Origin of the sequence: Streptomyces griseosporeus (assembly GCF_014656055.1) — a bacterium.
In the GTDB taxonomy this organism is placed as follows: Bacteria; Actinomycetota; Actinomycetes; order Streptomycetales; family Streptomycetaceae; genus Streptomyces; species Streptomyces griseosporeus.
Map to the genome: position 1 here is coordinate 64,094 of NZ_BNBR01000001.1, position 18,242 is coordinate 82,335.

Genomic DNA, 18,242 nt, shown 5'->3' on the forward strand with positions numbered 1-18,242 from the left:
CTCCCCGCACGCGCGGGGATGGTTACGCGAACGCGCCGCGCTGGGGAATTCGGCGGCCTGCTCCCCGCACCCGCGGGGATGGTCCCCAGACGGTGTTGCACGACCAGCCGATGTACTGCTGCCCTCCGCAGCTGCGGAGATGGCCCAGAGCTTGTCAGACCGAAGAGGTACGGTCCGCCCCATGGCTGAGAGACCGACGGAAGCGGGTGTAGAGACCGCCGGCCAGAACGGAAGCGCCTCGGCAACCGACGAGAGCGAGGGACTGCGGGACTACATAGACCAGAACATGACCGAACACGATGTCGACATCGTGGCGCTATCGCTGGGCAGGGAGGCTGGGCCCGATACCAGCTCAGCGGCGCCAAGTGAGTGTGAGCGACTCTGCAAGACGACCAGCGGCAATCCAAGGCTAAGAGTCCGTAACACGATCTTGTCGAGGCGTGCTGGCCGGGCGTGACCAGTAGGACGCTTCTGCCGTTCGTGAGGTGTGGGGAATCGGCCGTGGATCGTGGACGACGAACTGTGGGCGCTGATCAAGCCGTTGCTGCCGACTTGGCCGCAGAAGGCTCCCGGCCCGAAGCCGGTGGACGACCGGCTGTGCCTGTAGGGCATCCTGTACGTGCTCTACAACGACATCAGCTGGCAACTGCTGCCGTTGGAGCTAGGGTTCGGCTCCGGACAGACCTACTGGCGCCGACTCGGTCGGTGGCACGAGGCGGGCGTCTTCGAGAAGCTGCACCGCATCCTGCTCGCCGAGCTGCACGCCGCCGGCGCCCAGGACTGGACCCCGGACCTGCGTGCATGCCTCCCACATCCGCGCAAAAAAAGGGGGCGAGGCCACCGGTCGTCACCGGTCGACCGCGGGAAGACGGGCAGTAAACACCACCTGATCTGCGACAGAAAGGGCACCCCGCTCGAGGTCATCACCACCGCGGCCAACGCAACGATGTCACCCAGACCCTGGTCCTGGTCGACGGCATCCCACCCGTGGCCGGCAAGCCCGGATGGCCGCGCCGCCGACCCGATGCGCATCCGCGTTGGGTCTGACCTGGCGAGGCGTTGACCTGCGTTTTGTAGGGGGCACTGGCCGGTATACCCTGCTGGTCCCCGCCAGCGGATGCCCGACCGGGCACGTGGGGGGTACCCCTATGGCCTTGATCACGGTCCAAGGCCAGTAGGTTCGTGCGGTCGAGGGCGGGCCGAGCCGTAGGGGTGTGCATGAGCGACAGCCAGGTGACGATCAAGCCCACGGGTGACGAGGCACTGGTGCTGTCGCACTGGCTGGAGAAGCTCCAGAAGACGGACCTCAGCCGCGTTGTCGACGATCCGGCGGTCTGGGCGCCGATCCATCAGATCGCCGGAACGCTCGACAAGGTGTTTCCTGAGCTGTTCGCGCCTGACTATGACCAGCGGCTTGGGGCGGCTCGTCAGCGGCTTCGGCCGGAGGGCTGATCGAGCAGTCCGGACTCCTCACCTGGCCGCAGCGGGTTGGGGTTCGTAGCGACAACGAGGACCCCGGCCGACCGTCGACAGGAGGGCTGCTCGATGCTGGCACGAACGATTCCAGGCAAGCATCTTCGAAGGACACGACCGCCATGACCGACTACCTGAAGGCCGTCTTCGACATGCTCGGCCCCGGAGAGGAACGCTACGCCGATCCCGCCGCCTGGCTCAGCCTGGAGGAAGAACTCGGCAGAACGCTTCCGGCGGACTACAAGCAGATCGTCGACGCCTACGCACCAGTGCAGATCAACGAACACCTGATCCTGTCCCACCCCAGTTCACACTGGTGGAACCTGGGCGAGAAGATCCGCTCGGCATCGGAAGTCTGGGCCGACAGCACATGGGAGTCCTACATCACTGGGCCAGACGACGACCCTCGCGTCTTTTGCCGACTTCCCCAGCTCAGCTTCGGAACCGCCGAAGGCCTCATACCCATCGCCACCACCGATCAAGGAGCTGCGGTCTTCGTAGCCCCGTGGGTACACGGGTTCCCCGATGGTGTGGTGGTGCAAGGGTCAGAGGGCGACTGGGTCGGACACCCCATGACCTTCGCCGAGTGGTTGTACCGCTACCTCATCGGCGAGGAGATGGCCGGCTGGGACAGCAAAGCCTTCTACCCCGGCCCCGTGTGCCTGGAGTACCCACCCGCAGGACCAGACCAACCCACTCGCCAGGCATACGGCCCAGACCGCGGCATGTGACTTCCGCACCAGCTGAGACGACCGCTAGGCAGTGTCTTTCCGATCATCTGATCGTTGGACTGGTCGTGAGGGATGGGGAGATGTCTGACGTTACTTGGGCGGTGATCGAGCCGTTGCTGCCGCCTGCGGGCCGGGCCCGAGGCAGGTGGCGGGATCACCGCCAGGTGCTGGAGGGCATCGTGTTCAAGTTCCGCACCGGGGTGCCCTGGAGGGAACTACCGGAACGGTTCGGTCCCTGGCAGACCGTGCACGGACGCTTCGCCCGCTGGGCCGCCGACGGAACCTTCGACCGCATCTTGTCCGCGGCTCAGCAGCAGGCAGAGGTGGACTGGCTGGTCGCACTGGACTCCACCATCGTCAGAGCCCACCAGCACACAGCCATGGGGCGGGACGATCTGAGTGATGCGGAGTGGGAACGGCTGCGGCCGTTCCTGCCTGTCAGTAACAGGCGTTGTGGCAGGTGACGGGACCACCGGCAGGTGATCGAGGGGATTCTGCACCGGGCGCGGACTGGCGTGCAGTGGCGTGATCTGCCTGAACGGTTCGGGCCCCGGAAGACCGTCTATGCACGCCACCGGCTGTTGTCGGCTGACGGAACCTGGGAGCGTCTGCTCCAGCAGATCCAGGCCGCGGCCGACGCCGCAGGCGAGATTGCTGGGATGTCGCGGTCGACTCCACCATCGTCCGCGCCCAACGTCGGCAAGGAGATGGCCTTCGCCGCGGCAACATCGCGCTGCGACGCGCCTGTGCAGCCTCGGCTCGCCGGCCAGCGCGGTGCGACCTGTGGCTGGCACCCAGCACGCAGGGCCCGGTGAGGTCGCTCAGTCCGACTGCGGTTGCGGCTTGCCGCAAAGGTGCCACGATGGAAATACGGGGAGAGGGGGCATGCCGTTCGGACGTCGATTTCTGAACGGTGTGACACAGCCGACGGCAGGGCGCCGGTCGACCTCACTCAACGTAGCTGCGCCGCGCCCTTCCGGCGTCAGAACGGGTACCAGGTGCGACGGCCACGGGCCGGACAAACCGGCCACTGCCATCAGTCCGTCGCCGCGGGCGGAAGCCGGCTACGCGTGGGGCCAGGTGACGGAGAAGACTTCCTCGGCTGAAGCGGGAATAGTCGAAGCCGGACATGAATTGACCGAACGCACCGTCTAGCTGGGCGAAGTCGCGACCGTCGTCTGGTGAGGGTTGTCATGGAGATCCCGGAAGAACTGATCACTGAGCTGCAGGTTCCTGCCCTTGAGCTGAGCGACCTGCAAGGTGTCAACGGCGTGGGGCTGGGCATGCGGGAGGAAAACGAGGAGTTCTTCGAGGAATTGGCCGTGCGGGTCTACGTCGACGATGCGACGGACGTGCCCGAGTTGCCCACGCAGCTTGCAGACCTGCCCGTTTGCGTCGTCGAGTTCCCCATCGAACCTTTGTTTACGCCAGACAGCGGGCCACATGACACTCTCATGGGCGGAGTACAGATCCAGCAGGCGCCACAGGCCTCTGGAACACTCGGCGCGGTGGTCATGCGCAATGACGACAACACCCTTGTGGGCCTGACCTGCCATCACGTCTCCGGTGACATCGAAAGTCGGGTCTTCCAGCCCGAGGCGCCTCCGATGCCCATCGGCTCCACTCCGGACCTGAGCGCCAGCCTGGGGAAGGTGATCGACTTCGATTCCCCCGTGAAGCAAACAATCCCGACTCCGGCGGGGCGAACGCTGTGGCTGGGGCGGCAGGTGGACGCCGCCATCTTCGATCTGGACGAGGCTGTAACTCAGGACGGGGACGTCAGAGAGTTTTCCAACGAGATCGCCGACGGCTTCGGTGCGGTCGCTCAAACTCTGGCGCCGACGGTAGGGATGTTCGTCCGTAAACGCGGCTCCCAAAGCGGACCCACCGGCGGCCTGATTGTCGGCGTGGCGCTCGCAGTGCCATGGCACTGGGGTAGCCCGCCGAGTGGGCACCAGTTCGCGATGGCCAACCAATTCGACATCTTCTACCTCCCATCGGAGTGCCCGGACGGGATCATCGCCCGGGGCGGCGACTCGGGCTCGGTCGTCCTGCAGTCCGGAACGAACAACGCCGTCGGTCTGCTGTGGGGCGGCAACAATGAGGGCGGGCGACGGGCCTTGATGAGCGACATAACCATGGTGGAGCAACGCCTCAACGTGACCCTCGTCTGGGATCCCGCATGACCGTCGCTGACCTGACAGTCGCGCTACGTGCGTTTTCGTGAGCGGTTTGGCAACCGATACATATCCGGCCTGAAATCCGGTGGTGAGTAGCTCGGAGTCGCGACACGGCCTCGCCTTAATCCCATGGGCGAGTTCACCGCGCAACACACCGGCCGCGGCGGCCGCGGACAGGGAGCGCTTCAACAGGGAGCCGCCCGGGCCGGCAGGGGTGGACAGGGCGTCGACCGCCTTCAGCAGACCCCTGGCCGCCGCCCCAACACCCACCCTGTCGTCCTGTTCCTCAGCACCGGGGGACTTCAGCAGGGCATCCATCGCACCCCGCAGACACGACTCCGCGACCTCCGCCGACCGCTCCAGCCCGGCGCCGGCCAAGAGGCGGCGCGCGTCCCGCAGCAGGCCCAGCGCCCGCCTGCCCTGCTCTCCCTGTGCAGACAGGGCCTGGGCCAAGACCTCGTCGACCTCCTGCAGTCCGTCCCCGCCCACGATCGGTATCCCCTCGTTGCTCACCGCTGCACCGTAGAGCCCCGCGCCCGGGGCCCGGGCCGAAACCCGACAGCCCGCGGTCCCGGGGACGGGCTCGATTTCGCGCGCGAGGTCCGGGTGCGGTGAGCAACCGGCGAGCCACGCGTCCCCAGCCCTGTGCAACTCGGCGATGGGAGTCTTCAGGACGGCCATGCGCAGCACCGTATGCAGGGCGATTGCGGGCCTGTGCGGCGATTGCGCGCGATTGTGCACGCGGGCGCGCGGGTTGCGGCCGGTTGCCTACACGAGGTCCAGAGAGGCCCGTGCACGGCCGATCAGCCGGCGGGCCTGCGCCCCGGACTCCGCCGAATCCGTCAGCCACTCCCAGGCCCGTTCGTACAGCGTGAGGTCTTCGTCAGCGGTGAGCCAGAGTTCCTCGCTGATCGTCTCCGCGATCACCAAGCGCCGGTCGTAGATCCAGAAGGCGTGCGGAATGGTGCGGCGCAGCTGCGCGCCGAAGGGGATGATGCCCAGCTCGATGCGGTTATGGCCGACGAGGTTGTACATCCGGTCTAGCTGGGCGGCCATGACGTCCGCAGGGCAGGCCCGGTGGTAGAGGGCGGCCTCACACAGGACGAAGTGGAACGTCTTGTCCGGGTCGTAGAGCGCTTCCTGTCGGCGCATTCGGGCCGCGACCGCCGCCTCGATACCCGACGGGATCCCGCGGAACTGGGCGAGGCTGTCCAACAGCGTCCCCGCGTACTCCGGCGTCTGGAACAGGCCGGGGATCCGGGAGACCTCGAGGCCGCGGATCTGCTGCGTCTTCTCTGTGAGCTTGACGCCGATCTCCTGCCGGCCGCGGGCGCCGCCGTCGGCCAGTTGTCGGCGCCAGGAGCGGTGCCGGGCCGACGCCACGTTCAGCACGGCCAGCGGACCGTGCAGCTCCCGCTCCGCGTCTGGCCGGCCGATGGCCTGCACCCAGGCGGTGAGATCCTCGCGGGTGGGGGTCTGCTTGCCGTTCTGCAGCCGGGCACCTTGGAGGTCTGCCAGCCGAGCGCGGCAGTTATCTGCTTGCCTTCCAGACCGGCCTCGGCGCGCAGCTCGCGCAGGCGCGCGCCGAGGGCTTCGCGCGCGGTCTGGTGGTCGGTGCTCACAAAGTGGAAGCTACCTGCTTCGCGAACTCCGTTGTAGGCACAGCGTGGTGCAGGCGGCGTCTCGGGCCTGGCAGGCGGCGAGCACATCCGCCGGGTCCTCCGTGACGTACACGCCGAGCGTGGTGTCGTCCTCGTCGAACGCGAACCGGGCCACGATCTTGGAGTCGACAGCCAGAAGTCGTAGTCGGGCAGGCGCAGCTGCTCGGCCTGCGTGCGGGTGAGGTTGCGGATGTCCTCGCCGGCGGCCACGTTGCCCGGCGCGCTCGCGAGGAGGAACCGCTGGCCCTCGGTGGCAGGCTCGTCGACCAGGCGCACGCGCTCGAACCGCTTCCCGGCCGCGGTATGCGCCGCGACGCTCTCCAGCCACGCGCTGGGCTCGGCCGCGATGTGCTCCTCGGCCTGCCAGCGCTGCCACTTGGGGCTGCGCCGGTCGGACGCGTAGCCGCGGCGCGTCTCCAGCCGCCAGGCGGTATGCCGGAACTCGCGGAACAGGTGAGCGATCGCGCTGAACGGCTGGAGCTGCGGTCCGTCGGTGCGCGGGGCGTAGCGGACGAGGAGGCTGCGCGGCACCCGCACGAACGTCTCGGACGGTTTCACGTCGCGCAGCTGGACGAGGTGGCCCGGATCGGTCTCGCGGTCGCCCTGCACGAGAATCTCGTCCGTCTCCGGGATCTCGTACAGGGTCGAGCAGTCGCCCTCGTCGCTGGTGGTGCCGATGAACCTCAGCGTCATGTCCGCCTCCCCGTTCGGTGGTTGGGGTACCAGGATGCTTGGGTTTGCCGCTGCGGCGCCGACGGATTGCAGCGGATTGCGCAGCGACGGGCAGCCGCACAGGTTGCGTGCAATCAGGCTCAGGCGGCCGCCGTTCGGCGAGCGGATCAGTCGCCCGAGTGGGTCCACGGCTTGCAGCCGGAGGTCTTGAAGAAGTCCCCTTCCTCCAGCTCTACGATCGCCCGGCCCGTCGTCAGATCGTTGGCGATGGTGGACTCGCCAGACGCGTCCCCCATCCGCGCCCAGTAACACTGGGACGATCCGTCTGCCGGCCCCTTCGAGGTGTAGGTACCCGGCGCGAGGTACTCGTCGTCCAGCGCCTTGTAGGGATCGTCGTACGAGGGCTCGGTGTTCGTGATCTCCTAGGTGCCTTCCTGCACACCCACGGTCTCACCGAGGGAGTTGTCGAGGTCCTTCAGCGTCTGCTCGAAGTCCTCCTGCGCCTGCCTCAGCGATTCCGACGGCGAGAGCTCGGAGGGCGTGGCCGACGCCTCACCACCAGGCGCAGCGGGGACCTTGCTGGCCGAGGGTGAGGGCTTCGCAGTCCCCTCGCCGCCACTGGAGCAGGCCGTGAGGGCGAGCATCAGGGCAGCGGTTGCGGTAATGGTGTGGGTGCGCATGGTTCCCCCCGAGAGTGTGTGCTGTTCAGGGGCATCATGCGCGGCGTAGAGACGGCGTGTTGGCTGTGTGTCCTTGCTGTGACCACGGATCGAGTTCGCCCGCAAGTCTGCTCGTCCAACCCCGAGCGGCGCACTGAAGCGCGCCGCGCGAAAGGGGGCGAGCTGATGCGCAAGAAGCCGGGGTCCAGTCCACCCCGCCTGGCACACTCCCGCCCTGGACGACGAAAAACAGGTGGGCCGTGACGACATGGAGCTGTACGCCCTCCTCGGTCTCATGGTCCGCACGGCAGCGGAACTCGAACTGCGGCTACAGTTGATCGCCATCAACCTCTCCGAGAGCCCCTACGCCCATCTCTGGATACATGGAGCCAGCGGCGGCCAGGCAACGAAACTCATCCGCGAGCTCGCCAAGGTCAACCCCGCCGTCGACGAAGCCAGTCAGACGGAGATCATCGACCTCATGAAGGAGATCGACGCTGCTCTCAACCGCCGGCACGGCTACGTCCACGGAGCGTGGCTCCATGACCCGCTACCTGAGACGTACCAGGCGATGCGCTTCACCCGCGGGAACGCAGCCCCCCGCTTCGACTCTATGTCCAAAGACGATCTCAGTGACCTCACGCACACCCTGGCTCGCCTGGTCGAAGCTGTAATGGACTGGCTGGTCAAGCACCTCGGGACCCCAGAGGAGCCCATCACCGAGTGACGACCGCGGCAACCGCCAGGCCCTCGTCGACCCGCCGGTGAGCCGACGAAATCCTTCTGACTTTGCCGTAGCACCTGGCGGTGCCGACACGCTTGGTCAACGTGCGTCCCGCCCGGCCAGCGCGCACATGTGGGCTGTGGCCCTGACACCGCCAATCCAGCCGATGCTCGCCGAGGCGTGGCCCGAGCCGCCCCCTGACCGGGCGCTGCCGGGAGGCCTCGCGATCTGGCAGAAGCCCGACGGTTACCGGGCGCTGCCGTTGCAACGGCGCTGACCTCACCGGCTCGTTCCCCGAGCTGGCGGCCGCGGCCCTCTCCTTCGGCCGGCCGCTCGCCCTGGACGGCGAGCTGGTCGTCGCCCATGCCGGTCGGCTGCACCTCGGTGAACTGTGCGCGCCCGCCGCCGAGGCCGCGGCGCAGCGCAGCGCAGGCTGCAGCGGACCGGCCCGCCCACCTGATCGTGTTCGACATCCCATCGCCACCACCGATCAAGGAGCTGCGGTCTTCGTAGCCCCGTGGGTACACGGGTTCCCCGATGGTGTGGTGGTGCAAGGGTCAGAGGGCGACTGGGTCGGACACCCCATCACCTTCGCCGAGTGGTTGTACCGCTACCTCATCGGCGAGGCGATGGCCGGCTGGGACAGCAAAGCCTTCTACCCCGGCCCCGTGTGCCTGGAGTACCCACCCGCAGGACCAGACCAACCCACTCGCCAGGCATACGGCCCAGACCGCAGCATGCGACATCCGCACCAGCTGAGACGACCACTTACTCAGCCGTGCCTATCTGGGGCGGCGGGGAATCCTCGGCCACCGCAAGCGGCGGGGGACGAGTGGCGGGCGGCCCTGCACGATCCCGGAGCCTGCCGGTGAGGCATCGTCGCGCGCGAACTCCGGCCTTCGACCGTGAGGACTACAAGGCCCGGCACGCGGTCGAGAATACGCCTCGTCGGCCCGCACCCGCGTTGGACGAACCCGTGGCCAGCCTAGGCCGAGCCGAGGAAGCCGGATAGCTTCCAGCACGGGGGTGAACTGCGGGTTGTCTCCCCGCTGACCGGCTGTGACCAGCAGCGACAGCGGCCTCTGCCCTGTTCGCGGGCCAGATGAATTTTCGTAGTCCAGCCACCGCGGGACCGACCCAGCCCGTGGTCGTCGGGTTGGGCCTGGTGGCCTCCCGGCGGTTGCTTCTGGGCCTGGCCGTCGCGTCGGGCGCCGGCCGCGTGCTGGTGGGCCCGGCAGATCGTCCGAACCCGCCAGCGGATTCCGTCGAGCAACCGACGCCGGCACGGCGACGGCCTGCCCAACATCGCGACGGGCAACAACGGCCCCAGCACCGCCCACTGGTCTGAAAGATCCCCTCGCCTCACACCGAGATCATTACGGCACGAGGCGAGTCACGAACCCCAGCTCCAAAACCCGGCCTAGGCCGCGGCGGATGCGGCCGAGGAAGTCCCATGTCAAACGGCGCATCGCACGGGAGGCCGCGGCCGTGTCCCGGCCAACGGCGGCATTGGCTTTTGGACGTGTGGTCGATTTAGGCTGCGTCCGTTCGTGCCGTTCACGTCGGCATCCCATCGACGGAGGGAAGCCGATGATGCAGCAGGCATCGGCCACCGACCCGGCTCCCGGGCGCCGCCCCGAGCTGGCCCCCGACCCGGATGTGGAGGCGGCCCGTATCGCGGCGGTGCGCCGCTACGACATCCTCGACACTCCGCCCGACGGGGCGTTCGACCGGGTGGCCGCGATGGCCGCCCGGCTCTTCGATGTGCCGGTGGCGACGGTCACGATTGTGGATACCGACCGCATCTGGTTCAAGGCAGCCCACGGCCTGGAGGGTGTCGCGGAGATCGGTCGCGATCCGGGCCTGTGCGGCTCGGCGATCCTGCGTGATGACACGATGGTCATCCCCGACACTCTGCAGGACCCCGTCGCGATGGACAATCCGCTGGTCGCCGGGGAGATGGGGGTGCGCTTCTACGCCGCCGCACCGATCATCACCCCGGAGGGGCACCGGCTGGGAACGGTCAACGTCCTCGACACCCGGCCGCGCTCGATCACCGAGGAGGACACTGCCACTCTTGGCGATCTTGCTGCGATCGTTCTGGACGAGATGGAGCTGCGGCTGTCGGCGCTGTGTGCCCTGCGCGAGGAGCAGGCCCGCCGAGAGGCGGAGAGGCGGCAGGCCGAGGCGGAACGGGCGCGGGCCGAGGCGGAGCGGGCGGCGCGGGAGAAGGCGGAGCAGGACAAGGCCGCCATCGCCGCGTTCGCCTCCACCCTCCAGCGCACCCTGCTGCCCCCAGCCCTTCCCGTGGTGCCGGGCCTGGAACTGGCCTGCCACTACCGCACCGCCTCCGCCCTCGACGTGGGCGGCGACTTCTACGACGTCTTCCCGCTCGACGGCGACCGCTGGGCGTTCTTCCTCGGTGACGTGTGCGGCAAGGGACCCGAGGCGGCGACGGTCACCGCCCTGGCCCGCCACACCCTGCGCGCCGCGGCCCAGATCAACGCCGATCCCGTCACGGTACTGAGCGCGCTCAACACCATGCTGCTCACCGACGTCACCGCCGGCCGCCGCTTTTGCACCGTCCTCTTCGGCCTCCTGGAGCCCCAGGAGGACGGCGGCTTCACCGTCACCGTCGCCACCGGCGGCCACCCGCCGGCCTACCACCTGCGCCCCGACGACAGTGGCGCCATCTGGGTGCGGGCCGTACGCCCCCAGGGCGGCATGCTCGTCGGCGCCTTCCCCCAGGCACCCTTTGCCGACACCACGTTCTCCCTGACAGCCGGGGAGAGCTTGTTCCTCTACACCGACGGGCTGACCGAAGCCCGTGACGCCAAGGGCGCCATGCTCGGTGACGACGGCCTGACCGGCTTCCTCCACCAGCGCACCGAGCCCGTCACCGCCACCTCCCTGGTCGAGGACAGCATCACCTTGCTGGCCTCGCTGCCTGACGGAGCCGGAGACGACGTGGCTCTGCTGGCCCTGTCAGTCCCCGACCCCCACGCCACACCCGACGGCAGTGTGGTCGCCACCGCACACACCGCCGCCGCGCCCGACCACTTCGGCCAGGAGTGATGACCTACGTGACCGACACGCTTCAACTGACCGTCCAGCACCCTCGTCCCGGCCTCGCGATCGCCACAGTCGCCGGGGACGTCGATACGCGCACCGCAGACACCCTGCGCCGCGAAGCTTCGGAGATCATCCAGCAAGGATGTCCGCACTTGATCCTGGACCTGTCAAAGGTCGGCTTCTGCGACTCCGCCGGTCTGAGCGCGCTCATCGGCCTCTGGCACGCCACCGAGGCAGTGCACGGTTCACTCGGTCTCGCCAACGTCCCCGACCGCCTGATGCGGATGCTCGTCCTCACCGGTGTCGACGCAGTCCTGCCGGTTCATGCCACCGCCGCCCAAGCAGTCACCACCATGACCGCCACCGGCCTGCTCACCAGCGCAGGCGAGCACGGCTCAGTCACCCACGCCTCCGGCGACGGCGGGACCGGTGAGCCGACCGGGGTGCGGCGCCCGGCCCGCGACAGCGTTCACGACCCCGCTGCCGAACCGAACTGACCGCGTCGACCCGCCAGAGGATTCGTGCCCACAATCGGGCCCGGCCCTCCTGCGGGAGTATCAGGCCCGAGGTGATCCCCTACTCGGGTGCCACCGGTTTTCCTTGCAGTCGCCACCACTTTGGAGGCCAGGCGGGAACGGAGCGACCGTAGCGCAGGGCACTGACGACGCCCCACGTCCCGGCTGGCGAAAGACGCGCGAGGCGGAGAGGTCCTCCAACATCCCACCGGTCCGATTCCCCGAGCGCGGATCATGGCCCGGTTCCGGCGGTGCTGCGACGTGCCGGTGAATCCCCGTCCCCTGAACACCGTCCGACCCGCTCGGTGAAAGGCCGGCTGCTGGTGGAAGGCATCCGGCATGCCGTGGACGCTGCCGGAGCTGATGCTGACCACCGCCGTGCCACAGCCAGCTCTGCCCCCAGGCTTCGCGGGCGAACCCAAGTGGGACGGCTTCCGCCCCCTGGTCTCCGTCGACGCGAACCGGGTGGTGCTGCGCTCCCGACGGGGCAGCGACCTGGGACCGGCGTTCCCGGAGATCCTGGCCGGTACCGGGAGGCTGCCGCATCAGACCGCGCTGGACGGTGAACTGGTCGTGTGGGACGCCGCCGGGCGGCTGGCGTTCGAGCAGCTGCAAACGGCTCGCCCGGTGCGGCGCCGGGGCGGCGAGCGAGTGGCCAGCGCACTTCGTGGCGTTCGATGTCATACGGCTGTCCGGGACTGACACCTTGGGGTGGCGGTCAGCCAGGGCGAGTACATATGCACGACGGCGATATGGGGGTGTGGCAGGAAAGCCGGCTCGCCCTTGAGCGGCTCCACGCCGCGAGGCACGGCCGCGGCGCCACTCCTCAGTAGCGACCGGCCGAGGGGAAGACGGCCCGGGGGGGCTTTGACACGGCTGAGGAACGCTTTCTTGTCCGGAGAGGAGCGGCCTATTGATCGTTCGAGGAGATGTGTGTGGAACGGAAGCCTGTCCCGTGTCACAGTAGCCAATGTGCTGCCCGGGAGAATCTCACGGCCAACTGGTAGTCGCGCCAGATCACTTGCGGTACGTCTCGCCCTGCTGTGCCTCGTCTCGGGTGTCGTCGCGTTGCTGTTCTGGTTGCCGGCACTCTCCGCCCTGGGCTGGGCCGCCGTGGCCGCAGGGCTGACCGCCGCGATTGCTGGAGCAGTGCAGGGACTGGTCACGCGGGGAATCGGCAAGGGGCAGGAGCTGGTCCTGGGTGGCGCGTCCCCGATCGCCGTCCAAGCGGTCTTCACCCACCAGAAACTCACTCGGCTACGACACGACGGCACGAGATACCAGGTGCACTGCGGTTACGTGAAAATGAGCGTTGAGGCGCTGGTGCCGCAGGCGGTCGTGCTGCGGCAGCTCAACGTGGTCGTGGACGGTCGGCAGCCCGCGCTGGATCTTGTGCCGGGGCCGCAGCAGGCGCCGTTGCCATGCCGGAAGTTCCTCGTGGACCTCGACGCCGGCGAGCCCCGGCCGATGCCGCAGGGCTCGCCTGACTTCCCGTACGGGGTGACACAGGCGGAACCTGAGATCTTCGAGGTCATGGCCTACACCGGCAGTCAGTGTGTCGACTGGCACCTGGAGCTCGAGGCGGTCAGCCAGGGCGAGACGTACACAGTGGTCGTGGACGACGACGGCAAGCCGTTTCGGGTCAGCCACCGGCCCCCGCAACAGCCGGCGTAGCGAACTCCCGCGACGCCGGTCCGCTGACGACGAGGGAGCGGTCATGGGCGTGGGAGAGCGCTGGGGGGAGCCGCAGGTACACGTCCTGCGGCGTGAGGAAGCGAGGTTGGAGGGTGCCTTGATCGGGCGCGCCGGTGAAACGGCGACGCTGCTGGATCTCCTGGCGCCGGAATCGGCGGCCTCCGGCTGCCTGGTGCACGGTCCCGGTGGCGTGGGCAAGACGGCACTGGCTCGTACTGTCGCCTGCCTCTGTCTCGAACGCCCCGGCTGGTTCACCGGCGGGGCACTGTTCCTGGAGGCGCGTGGGAGTTGCGGCGAAGGGCAGATGACGACGGCTCAGGCGACCAGTGCGATGGCGCGGGCCGTGAATCTAGTGCCCGACGGTGTGGAGCTGACCGAGCAGGAGAAGTCCGCCTTCCTACGGCAGTGGCTGACTCTGCAGAGCGCGGCCGGCAGGCGCTTCCTGTTCGTCCTCGACGACGTCGAAGATGTGGCAGCTGCGGAGAAACTGCTGCCACCCGGGACCGGTCACCGGGTGCTCGCGACCGCCCGCAAGCGACCCAGCGCCGTCGGCTCTCTCTCCGCAGTCGAGCTGACCGCGCTGTCGTCCAGGCATACGGAGGAATTGATCACTGCAGTCGTGGCGCGTACTGGGCAGTCCCGCCCGTCTCCTGAGGATATTGCTGCTCTGGCCCGGATGTGCGAGGGCATTCCACTGGCCGCAGAACTGGTCGCAGGTGCCGTGGCGTTGGACAGGTGCGCGGCCGAGCGCGCCGCAGCCGACCGCGCGGCCGCTCCGGCGGAGGCGAGCGGCCAGGCCGCGGTGCGCGCCGGTGTGGACCTGGTCCTCTCCTGCCTGCCGGAGCTCGACGGCCGCATGGCCGTGCGCATGGCTCGGCACCCCGGCCCCGATCACGGTCGCCTCCAGCTGACGGCATGGGGCGGAACACCGGCCGCGCTGCCCGCCTGTGTCCCGAAGTTCGTCCGGGCCGGTCTGGTCAAGCCGACCACGGATCCGGACGGCGAACCCCGCTACGTGATGCATCCGCTGGTCCGGCAGTACCTGCGACAGCACGACGAACCCGGCAACGCCGGCTGGCACGCATCCGCGGTCTCCTACCTCCTGGAAGCCTATGAGCATGAGGCCGTCCTTCTCACCGCCTGCAAGGAGCACGAGGCTCAGGGACGGCAAGGCGCCACAAGCGGAATCGGGGACAAAAACCAACTGCCGACCAAGGACCGGGAAAACATGGTGGCCGTGCTCTTGGCGGCCGATCCCGCCGCCCCCCGCACGCTCTCGGCCACCCGCTCTGTCCTGCAACACCTGGCCGAAGCGGATCGCCCGTACGAGACACTCGCCCTGGTCGATCGCTGTGTCACGGCAGCCCGGACGCTCGGCGACCGCGACGCGCTGGCATGGGCCTTCCTGGGTCGCGGCGAGGTCCTCAGACAGCTCGGCCGCTTCGAGGAAGCCGACGATGCACTGGGGGAAGCAGCGTCGGCATACGAAGGGCTGAGCCAGCGCCCGCCCGAGGAGCAGCGAACCGACCCCCGCGGCCACAGGTACCGAGTGCTGCGCGGTGATCCCATGAACTACCGCTATCTCCTCGCCACCACGCACGATCGGCGCGCCGCCGCTCAGCTCGGTGCCCATCTCCACACTCGAGCCGCTGCCGCCCATCAGGCTGCGAGTGCCATCTACATAAACGACGGCCAGTGGTACGACCTCATGACCCGGGGTCCTGTGCGCCCCGAGTACCAGATCCCGTGGGCTGCATCGCTGTACCGCCGGGGCGTCGCGCTGGCTGGCGCCCATCGCTTCCTGGAGGCCTGCTCGGCTCTCCGCCAGGCCGCGATGCTGCAGAGGGATCTCGGAGCATCTGAGAACGAGGCCGTGACTCTGACAGTGTTGTGGAAGACGGCGTACCGTGCCAGCCGCCTGGCCGCGTTGGGCGTGGAACACATACGGGCTGAACTCGATGCGCTGGGCGCTGTGGTGACAGGGGTGGAGCAGCAGGCCCAGCGCATCGACGTAGAGGCAACGCTCCGCGACATCGTGGACGAGCGCACAGGTCCCTGCACGCATCCGGTGGAGGCATTGGCCCTGTGGGGCAACAGTCTGGTCAACTGCACTCGGGCGGAAGAAGGCGTGAGCGTGCTCAGCGCGGCGGCATCTCGCTGCCGCGGCGACGGGCGGCTACTCCTCCTTGCAGAGATCCTTGACGATCTGGGTGAGGCCCTGTTGCAGACGCGGCAGGCGGCCGCAGCCGTGGACGCCTGCCGTGAGGCCCTTGCTGTACGGGAGGAGCTCGAGGACCGCCGTGGCCGCGCCCTCGCCGGTTTCGGACTGGCTACGGCGTTCATCGCCACTGGCCGGACGGACAAAGCGGTGACCCTCCTGAGCGAAGCTCAGTATGTGCTGCAGCCGAGCGCCTCTGACGTCGGACCACGAGTCATGGAGAGCATCACCGACCTCCTTGCAGCGGCGCAGCAGCCAAGCGCGCCTGGGCGGTGGGGGTTCGGCCGATGGCGACGGTCGCGGCGCCTGCGGTGATTCGGAGGATGCGACGATCGAAGGCCGTCTGGAGTGGTGGAGGAGAGCGTCACCAGTTGGGCCTTCACGACACCAACTGAGCACCACGTACGCGGCATACCCGGATCTTCGTACTTGATCGCTTCCCGCGCGCCCGCACCGCTGTTCGCCAGCTACCGATCCAATCCGCCAACCGCCGAGCAACGTCACACTGATTCGTCCGTTCCGGCTCGGGGGGAGAGATCTCTGGCCTCTGTCCACAGGCTGACGGGCCGACCCTGCTGGGACGTCGCCGTGACCGGCACGGCGACCGTACGTCAGGAGCTGCCCATGTCCCCCGTCGTCCCCTCGCTGCCCCCGCACCTGGTCCAGCTCGGCTTCGACTACGTCCTGGCTGTGGAGACCGGCGACGGCGCCACGACGGCGCGGTTCGCCCCCGAGGCGGAGCAGTTGCCGGGACTGCTGCCGGCCATAGACGAGGTCGGCGTCATCTACCTGCGGTGGTGCGTACACCGAGTCCATCCGGTGCGCACCCAACGTCCATCCGGTGCGCCTCCACTCGGTGGGCGGTGCACGCACCGGTGCGGCTGGCGCGCGGGAGTGGCGCCCCGGGGCGGACGCGGTGCGGTGGAGTGGGCCCGGGTGGAGGCGGTGTGTTTCTCCTTGACCTGAGCTGAGGACTCTGTTGGTCAATTCGGCTATGCGATCGATTCCGGTAGGCAAGCGGCCGGAAGCAAGGTCAAGGAGATACGCACGGTGTCAAGGGAAGAGCCAGTGCGAAACGTTCTGTCTGAGGACTCGGCCTCTCGTCAGACTGCTAGCCGCGTGGGCAAGGCGGCCGTCCGCCCGTAGGTGAACACCTGCGCCAGGACCTCGCGGAATCGGACGACGTCTTCGGCTGGAGCTTCGCGACTACTACGTGAAGAAGCGGAGCGAGGGTTGCACGCACGTCCAGGCCGTCAGCGCCCTCGCCCGCCGACGTGTCGATGTCCTAACGCGGTCGCGTTGGAGGCCGGCGTGGCCCTCACGGCGCCGGGCCCCGGCCACCAGCAGGTCGGCGTCGGCGAGGCGGCGAGCAGAACCTGGACAGCGTGGCCCTCGACGGTACGCCGGTGCACATCGACGTCGGCCGGGACGTCCCCCGCAGCCGCTTCCAGCGCCTGGGCTGCCTTCTCCTCGTGCAGCCGTGCCGGTGCGCCCGCCAGCAGGGGTTGGTCGGTCGTCTCGCGTGCCGGGCAGCGCCAGGCCCGTACGGCTTCCAGCGGCATGCCGCGGCGCCGTGCTTCCTCGACGGCGAAGCGCGCCGCCGCCGTGCCGGTCAGCTCTCGCCGACGCCCGCCCGTCTTCTCGCACGCCCGTACCAACAGGCGCGGCGATGTGTGACGCGCAGGACACGTGGTGTACACGGCCACCGGCGTCCTGGCCCTGCTACCGACCACCGCACATCGGCCTTTCCAACGCTGACGCTTCAGATCACCGTGAAGCCTCGGGAGGAAAGCTCGGAGCCCAGCGCGCTGACCGTGTCCGGGTCGTCGAAGGCCCCGTTCTCAGTAAGGCCGTTGTCGCTCTGGAACGCCCTGACGGCCGCCTGGGTGGTCGGGCCGTCCGCACCGTCCTGACGGCCGGGTTTGTATCCGAGCAGGAGGAGCGCGCCTTGCACCCCGAACACGTCCGACAACTCCATGGCGATCTGGTCCGGCGGCAGTCCCTGGTCCTCCACGGTCTGGGCGAGGAGGAGATGCCGGCGGTCCAGCGCATTGCGGATCTGGATGGTCCCCACGTCCGGCGTGAAATGACACTCGTCCGCGGCACCGCTCCACTCCCGAGCCGACACGTGGCCCGCGAACTTGGGAAAAGCGAACCCCGGCCCCAGGGCCCAGCACACACTCAGCGTCGCCAGTTGGGCGTTGGCCGGCCAGGTGTCGCAGTCGGCGAACTCTGCACGGCGGAGAAGATACGACTCCATCTGATCGAGCTTGGTGTAGACGTGACGGTCTATCTCGCTGTCGTCCACGCGAAGGGATGTGAGCCGCTCGAAGGCCCGGTGGCCCTGCGGGGCCAGATCCAACCGAGCCTTGACCGCGTCCCACTCCGCTGCGATGCGGTCCGGACCTGCCGGCGCGCCGTCCGCCTCCTGCCAGCGCAACTCGTTGGCTTCTGCCAGAGACCTGGCTCGCTCCGCCGCCGTGGGCGCGGTGTTAGGCCTCGCGGTCTCGTCGATCTTGTTGCCGATACCCGTACTCACCCATCCCCTCTGGTCCAGGTACATCCAGTGCACCCGGCCCTCGAGCGGGTCGTTGAACGGGATCCAGTAGTCGCGGACGCTCTGGTACATCGCGCATTCCTCT

Annotated in this window: 16 protein-coding genes and 4 pseudogenes; 14 read left to right on the forward strand and 6 right to left on the reverse strand. The window is 68.5% G+C overall.

Annotated elements, in window-relative coordinates:
• The first annotated feature begins 181 nt into the window (after window positions 1–181).
• The 7 genes and pseudogenes from IE308_RS00215 (at window position 182) to IE308_RS00245 (ending at window position 4,390) form a co-directional block, all read left to right on the forward strand.
• Window positions 182–457 carry a hypothetical protein gene (locus tag IE308_RS00215; protein ID WP_190216034.1) on the forward strand — a complete coding sequence of 92 codons (276 nt, stop codon included), beginning with the start codon at window positions 182–184 and terminating at the stop codon, window positions 455–457.
• A gap of 162 nt (window positions 458–619) precedes the next feature.
• Window positions 620–1,063 carry a transposase gene (locus IE308_RS00220; RefSeq protein WP_190216035.1) on the forward strand — a complete coding sequence of 148 codons (444 nt, stop codon included), beginning with the start codon at window positions 620–622 and terminating at the stop codon, window positions 1,061–1,063.
• 155 nt (window positions 1,064–1,218) lie between these two features.
• Window positions 1,219–1,452, forward strand: a complete 234-nt coding sequence (locus IE308_RS00225) for a hypothetical protein (RefSeq protein WP_190216036.1) — start codon at window positions 1,219–1,221, stop codon at window positions 1,450–1,452.
• Window positions 1,453–1,595: 143 nt separating this feature from the next.
• Window positions 1,596–2,204, forward strand: coding sequence for an SMI1/KNR4 family protein (locus tag IE308_RS00230; RefSeq protein ID WP_190216037.1), 609 nt, complete (start codon window positions 1,596–1,598; stop codon window positions 2,202–2,204).
• 80 nt (window positions 2,205–2,284) lie between these two features.
• Window positions 2,285–2,530: pseudogene (locus tag IE308_RS37560) on the forward strand (transposase); the annotation flags it as partial.
• 54 nt (window positions 2,531–2,584) lie between these two features.
• A pseudogene (locus IE308_RS37565) lies at window positions 2,585–2,901 on the forward strand (IS5 family transposase); the annotation flags it as partial.
• Between the two features lie 496 nt (window positions 2,902–3,397).
• Window positions 3,398–4,390 (forward strand): chymotrypsin family serine protease, encoded by a 993-nt coding sequence (locus IE308_RS00245; RefSeq protein ID WP_190216040.1) that lies wholly within the window; start codon window positions 3,398–3,400, stop codon window positions 4,388–4,390.
• A gap of 762 nt (window positions 4,391–5,152) precedes the next feature.
• Here the strand turns inward: IE308_RS00245 and IE308_RS00250 are convergent.
• From IE308_RS00250 to IE308_RS00260, 4 genes and pseudogenes are all read right to left on the reverse strand, one after another.
• Window positions 5,153–6,006, reverse strand: a pseudogene (locus IE308_RS00250) (helix-turn-helix domain-containing protein).
• Window positions 6,003–6,738, reverse strand: a pseudogene (locus tag IE308_RS00255) (DUF6879 family protein). Before IE308_RS00255 ends, IE308_RS00250 begins: the two co-directional pseudogenes overlap by 4 nt.
• A 146-nt stretch (window positions 6,739–6,884) precedes the next feature.
• The gene (locus tag IE308_RS37595) at window positions 6,885–7,136 is read right to left on the reverse strand and encodes an Rv1352/Rv1906c domain-containing protein (protein ID WP_506005316.1); all 252 of its coding nucleotides are present in this window, start codon (window positions 7,134–7,136) and stop codon (window positions 6,885–6,887) included.
• 3 nt (window positions 7,137–7,139) lie between these two features.
• Window positions 7,140–7,397 carry a hypothetical protein gene (locus IE308_RS00260; RefSeq protein WP_190216041.1) on the reverse strand — a complete coding sequence of 86 codons (258 nt, stop codon included), beginning with the start codon at window positions 7,395–7,397 and terminating at the stop codon, window positions 7,140–7,142.
• A 247-nt stretch (window positions 7,398–7,644) separates the two neighbouring features.
• On the opposite strand from IE308_RS00260, the gene IE308_RS00265 reads away from it, so the two are divergent.
• The 7 genes from IE308_RS00265 (at window position 7,645) to IE308_RS00295 (ending at window position 16,566) form a co-directional block, all read left to right on the forward strand.
• Complete coding sequence (locus IE308_RS00265) at window positions 7,645–8,103, forward strand: hypothetical protein (RefSeq protein ID WP_190216042.1); 459 nt, start codon at window positions 7,645–7,647, stop codon at window positions 8,101–8,103.
• 1,587 nt (window positions 8,104–9,690) lie between these two features.
• Window positions 9,691–11,175, forward strand: coding sequence for a PP2C family protein-serine/threonine phosphatase (locus IE308_RS00270; RefSeq protein ID WP_190216043.1), 1,485 nt, complete (start codon window positions 9,691–9,693; stop codon window positions 11,173–11,175).
• Window positions 11,175–11,669, forward strand: a complete 495-nt coding sequence (locus IE308_RS00275; protein ID WP_190216044.1) for an STAS domain-containing protein — start codon at window positions 11,175–11,177, stop codon at window positions 11,667–11,669. Before IE308_RS00270 ends, IE308_RS00275 begins: the two co-directional genes overlap by 1 nt.
• Before the next feature lie 357 nt (window positions 11,670–12,026).
• Window positions 12,027–12,389 (forward strand): ATP-dependent DNA ligase, encoded by a 363-nt coding sequence (locus IE308_RS00280; RefSeq protein ID WP_229908631.1) that lies wholly within the window; start codon window positions 12,027–12,029, stop codon window positions 12,387–12,389.
• Window positions 12,390–12,755: 366 nt separating this feature from the next.
• A complete protein-coding gene (locus IE308_RS00285; protein WP_190216045.1) occupies window positions 12,756–13,361 on the forward strand; it encodes a hypothetical protein in 606 nt (201 codons plus the stop codon).
• Between the two features lie 43 nt (window positions 13,362–13,404).
• The gene (locus IE308_RS00290) at window positions 13,405–15,915 is read left to right on the forward strand and encodes an AAA family ATPase (protein WP_190216046.1); all 2,511 of its coding nucleotides are present in this window, start codon (window positions 13,405–13,407) and stop codon (window positions 15,913–15,915) included.
• 309 nt (window positions 15,916–16,224) lie between these two features.
• The gene (locus tag IE308_RS00295) at window positions 16,225–16,566 is read left to right on the forward strand and encodes a hypothetical protein (RefSeq protein WP_190216047.1); all 342 of its coding nucleotides are present in this window, start codon (window positions 16,225–16,227) and stop codon (window positions 16,564–16,566) included.
• Window positions 16,567–16,853: 287 nt separating this feature from the next.
• On the opposite strand, the gene IE308_RS00300 is transcribed toward IE308_RS00295, so the two are convergent.
• On the reverse strand, window positions 16,854–17,162 hold the full coding sequence (locus IE308_RS00300; RefSeq protein ID WP_190216048.1) for a hypothetical protein: 309 nt from the start codon (window positions 17,160–17,162) through the stop codon (window positions 16,854–16,856).
• 200 nt (window positions 17,163–17,362) lie between these two features.
• The gene (locus IE308_RS00305; protein ID WP_190216049.1) at window positions 17,363–18,229 is read right to left on the reverse strand and encodes a peptidoglycan-binding protein; all 867 of its coding nucleotides are present in this window, start codon (window positions 18,227–18,229) and stop codon (window positions 17,363–17,365) included.
• Window positions 18,230–18,242: the final 13 nt, after the last annotated feature.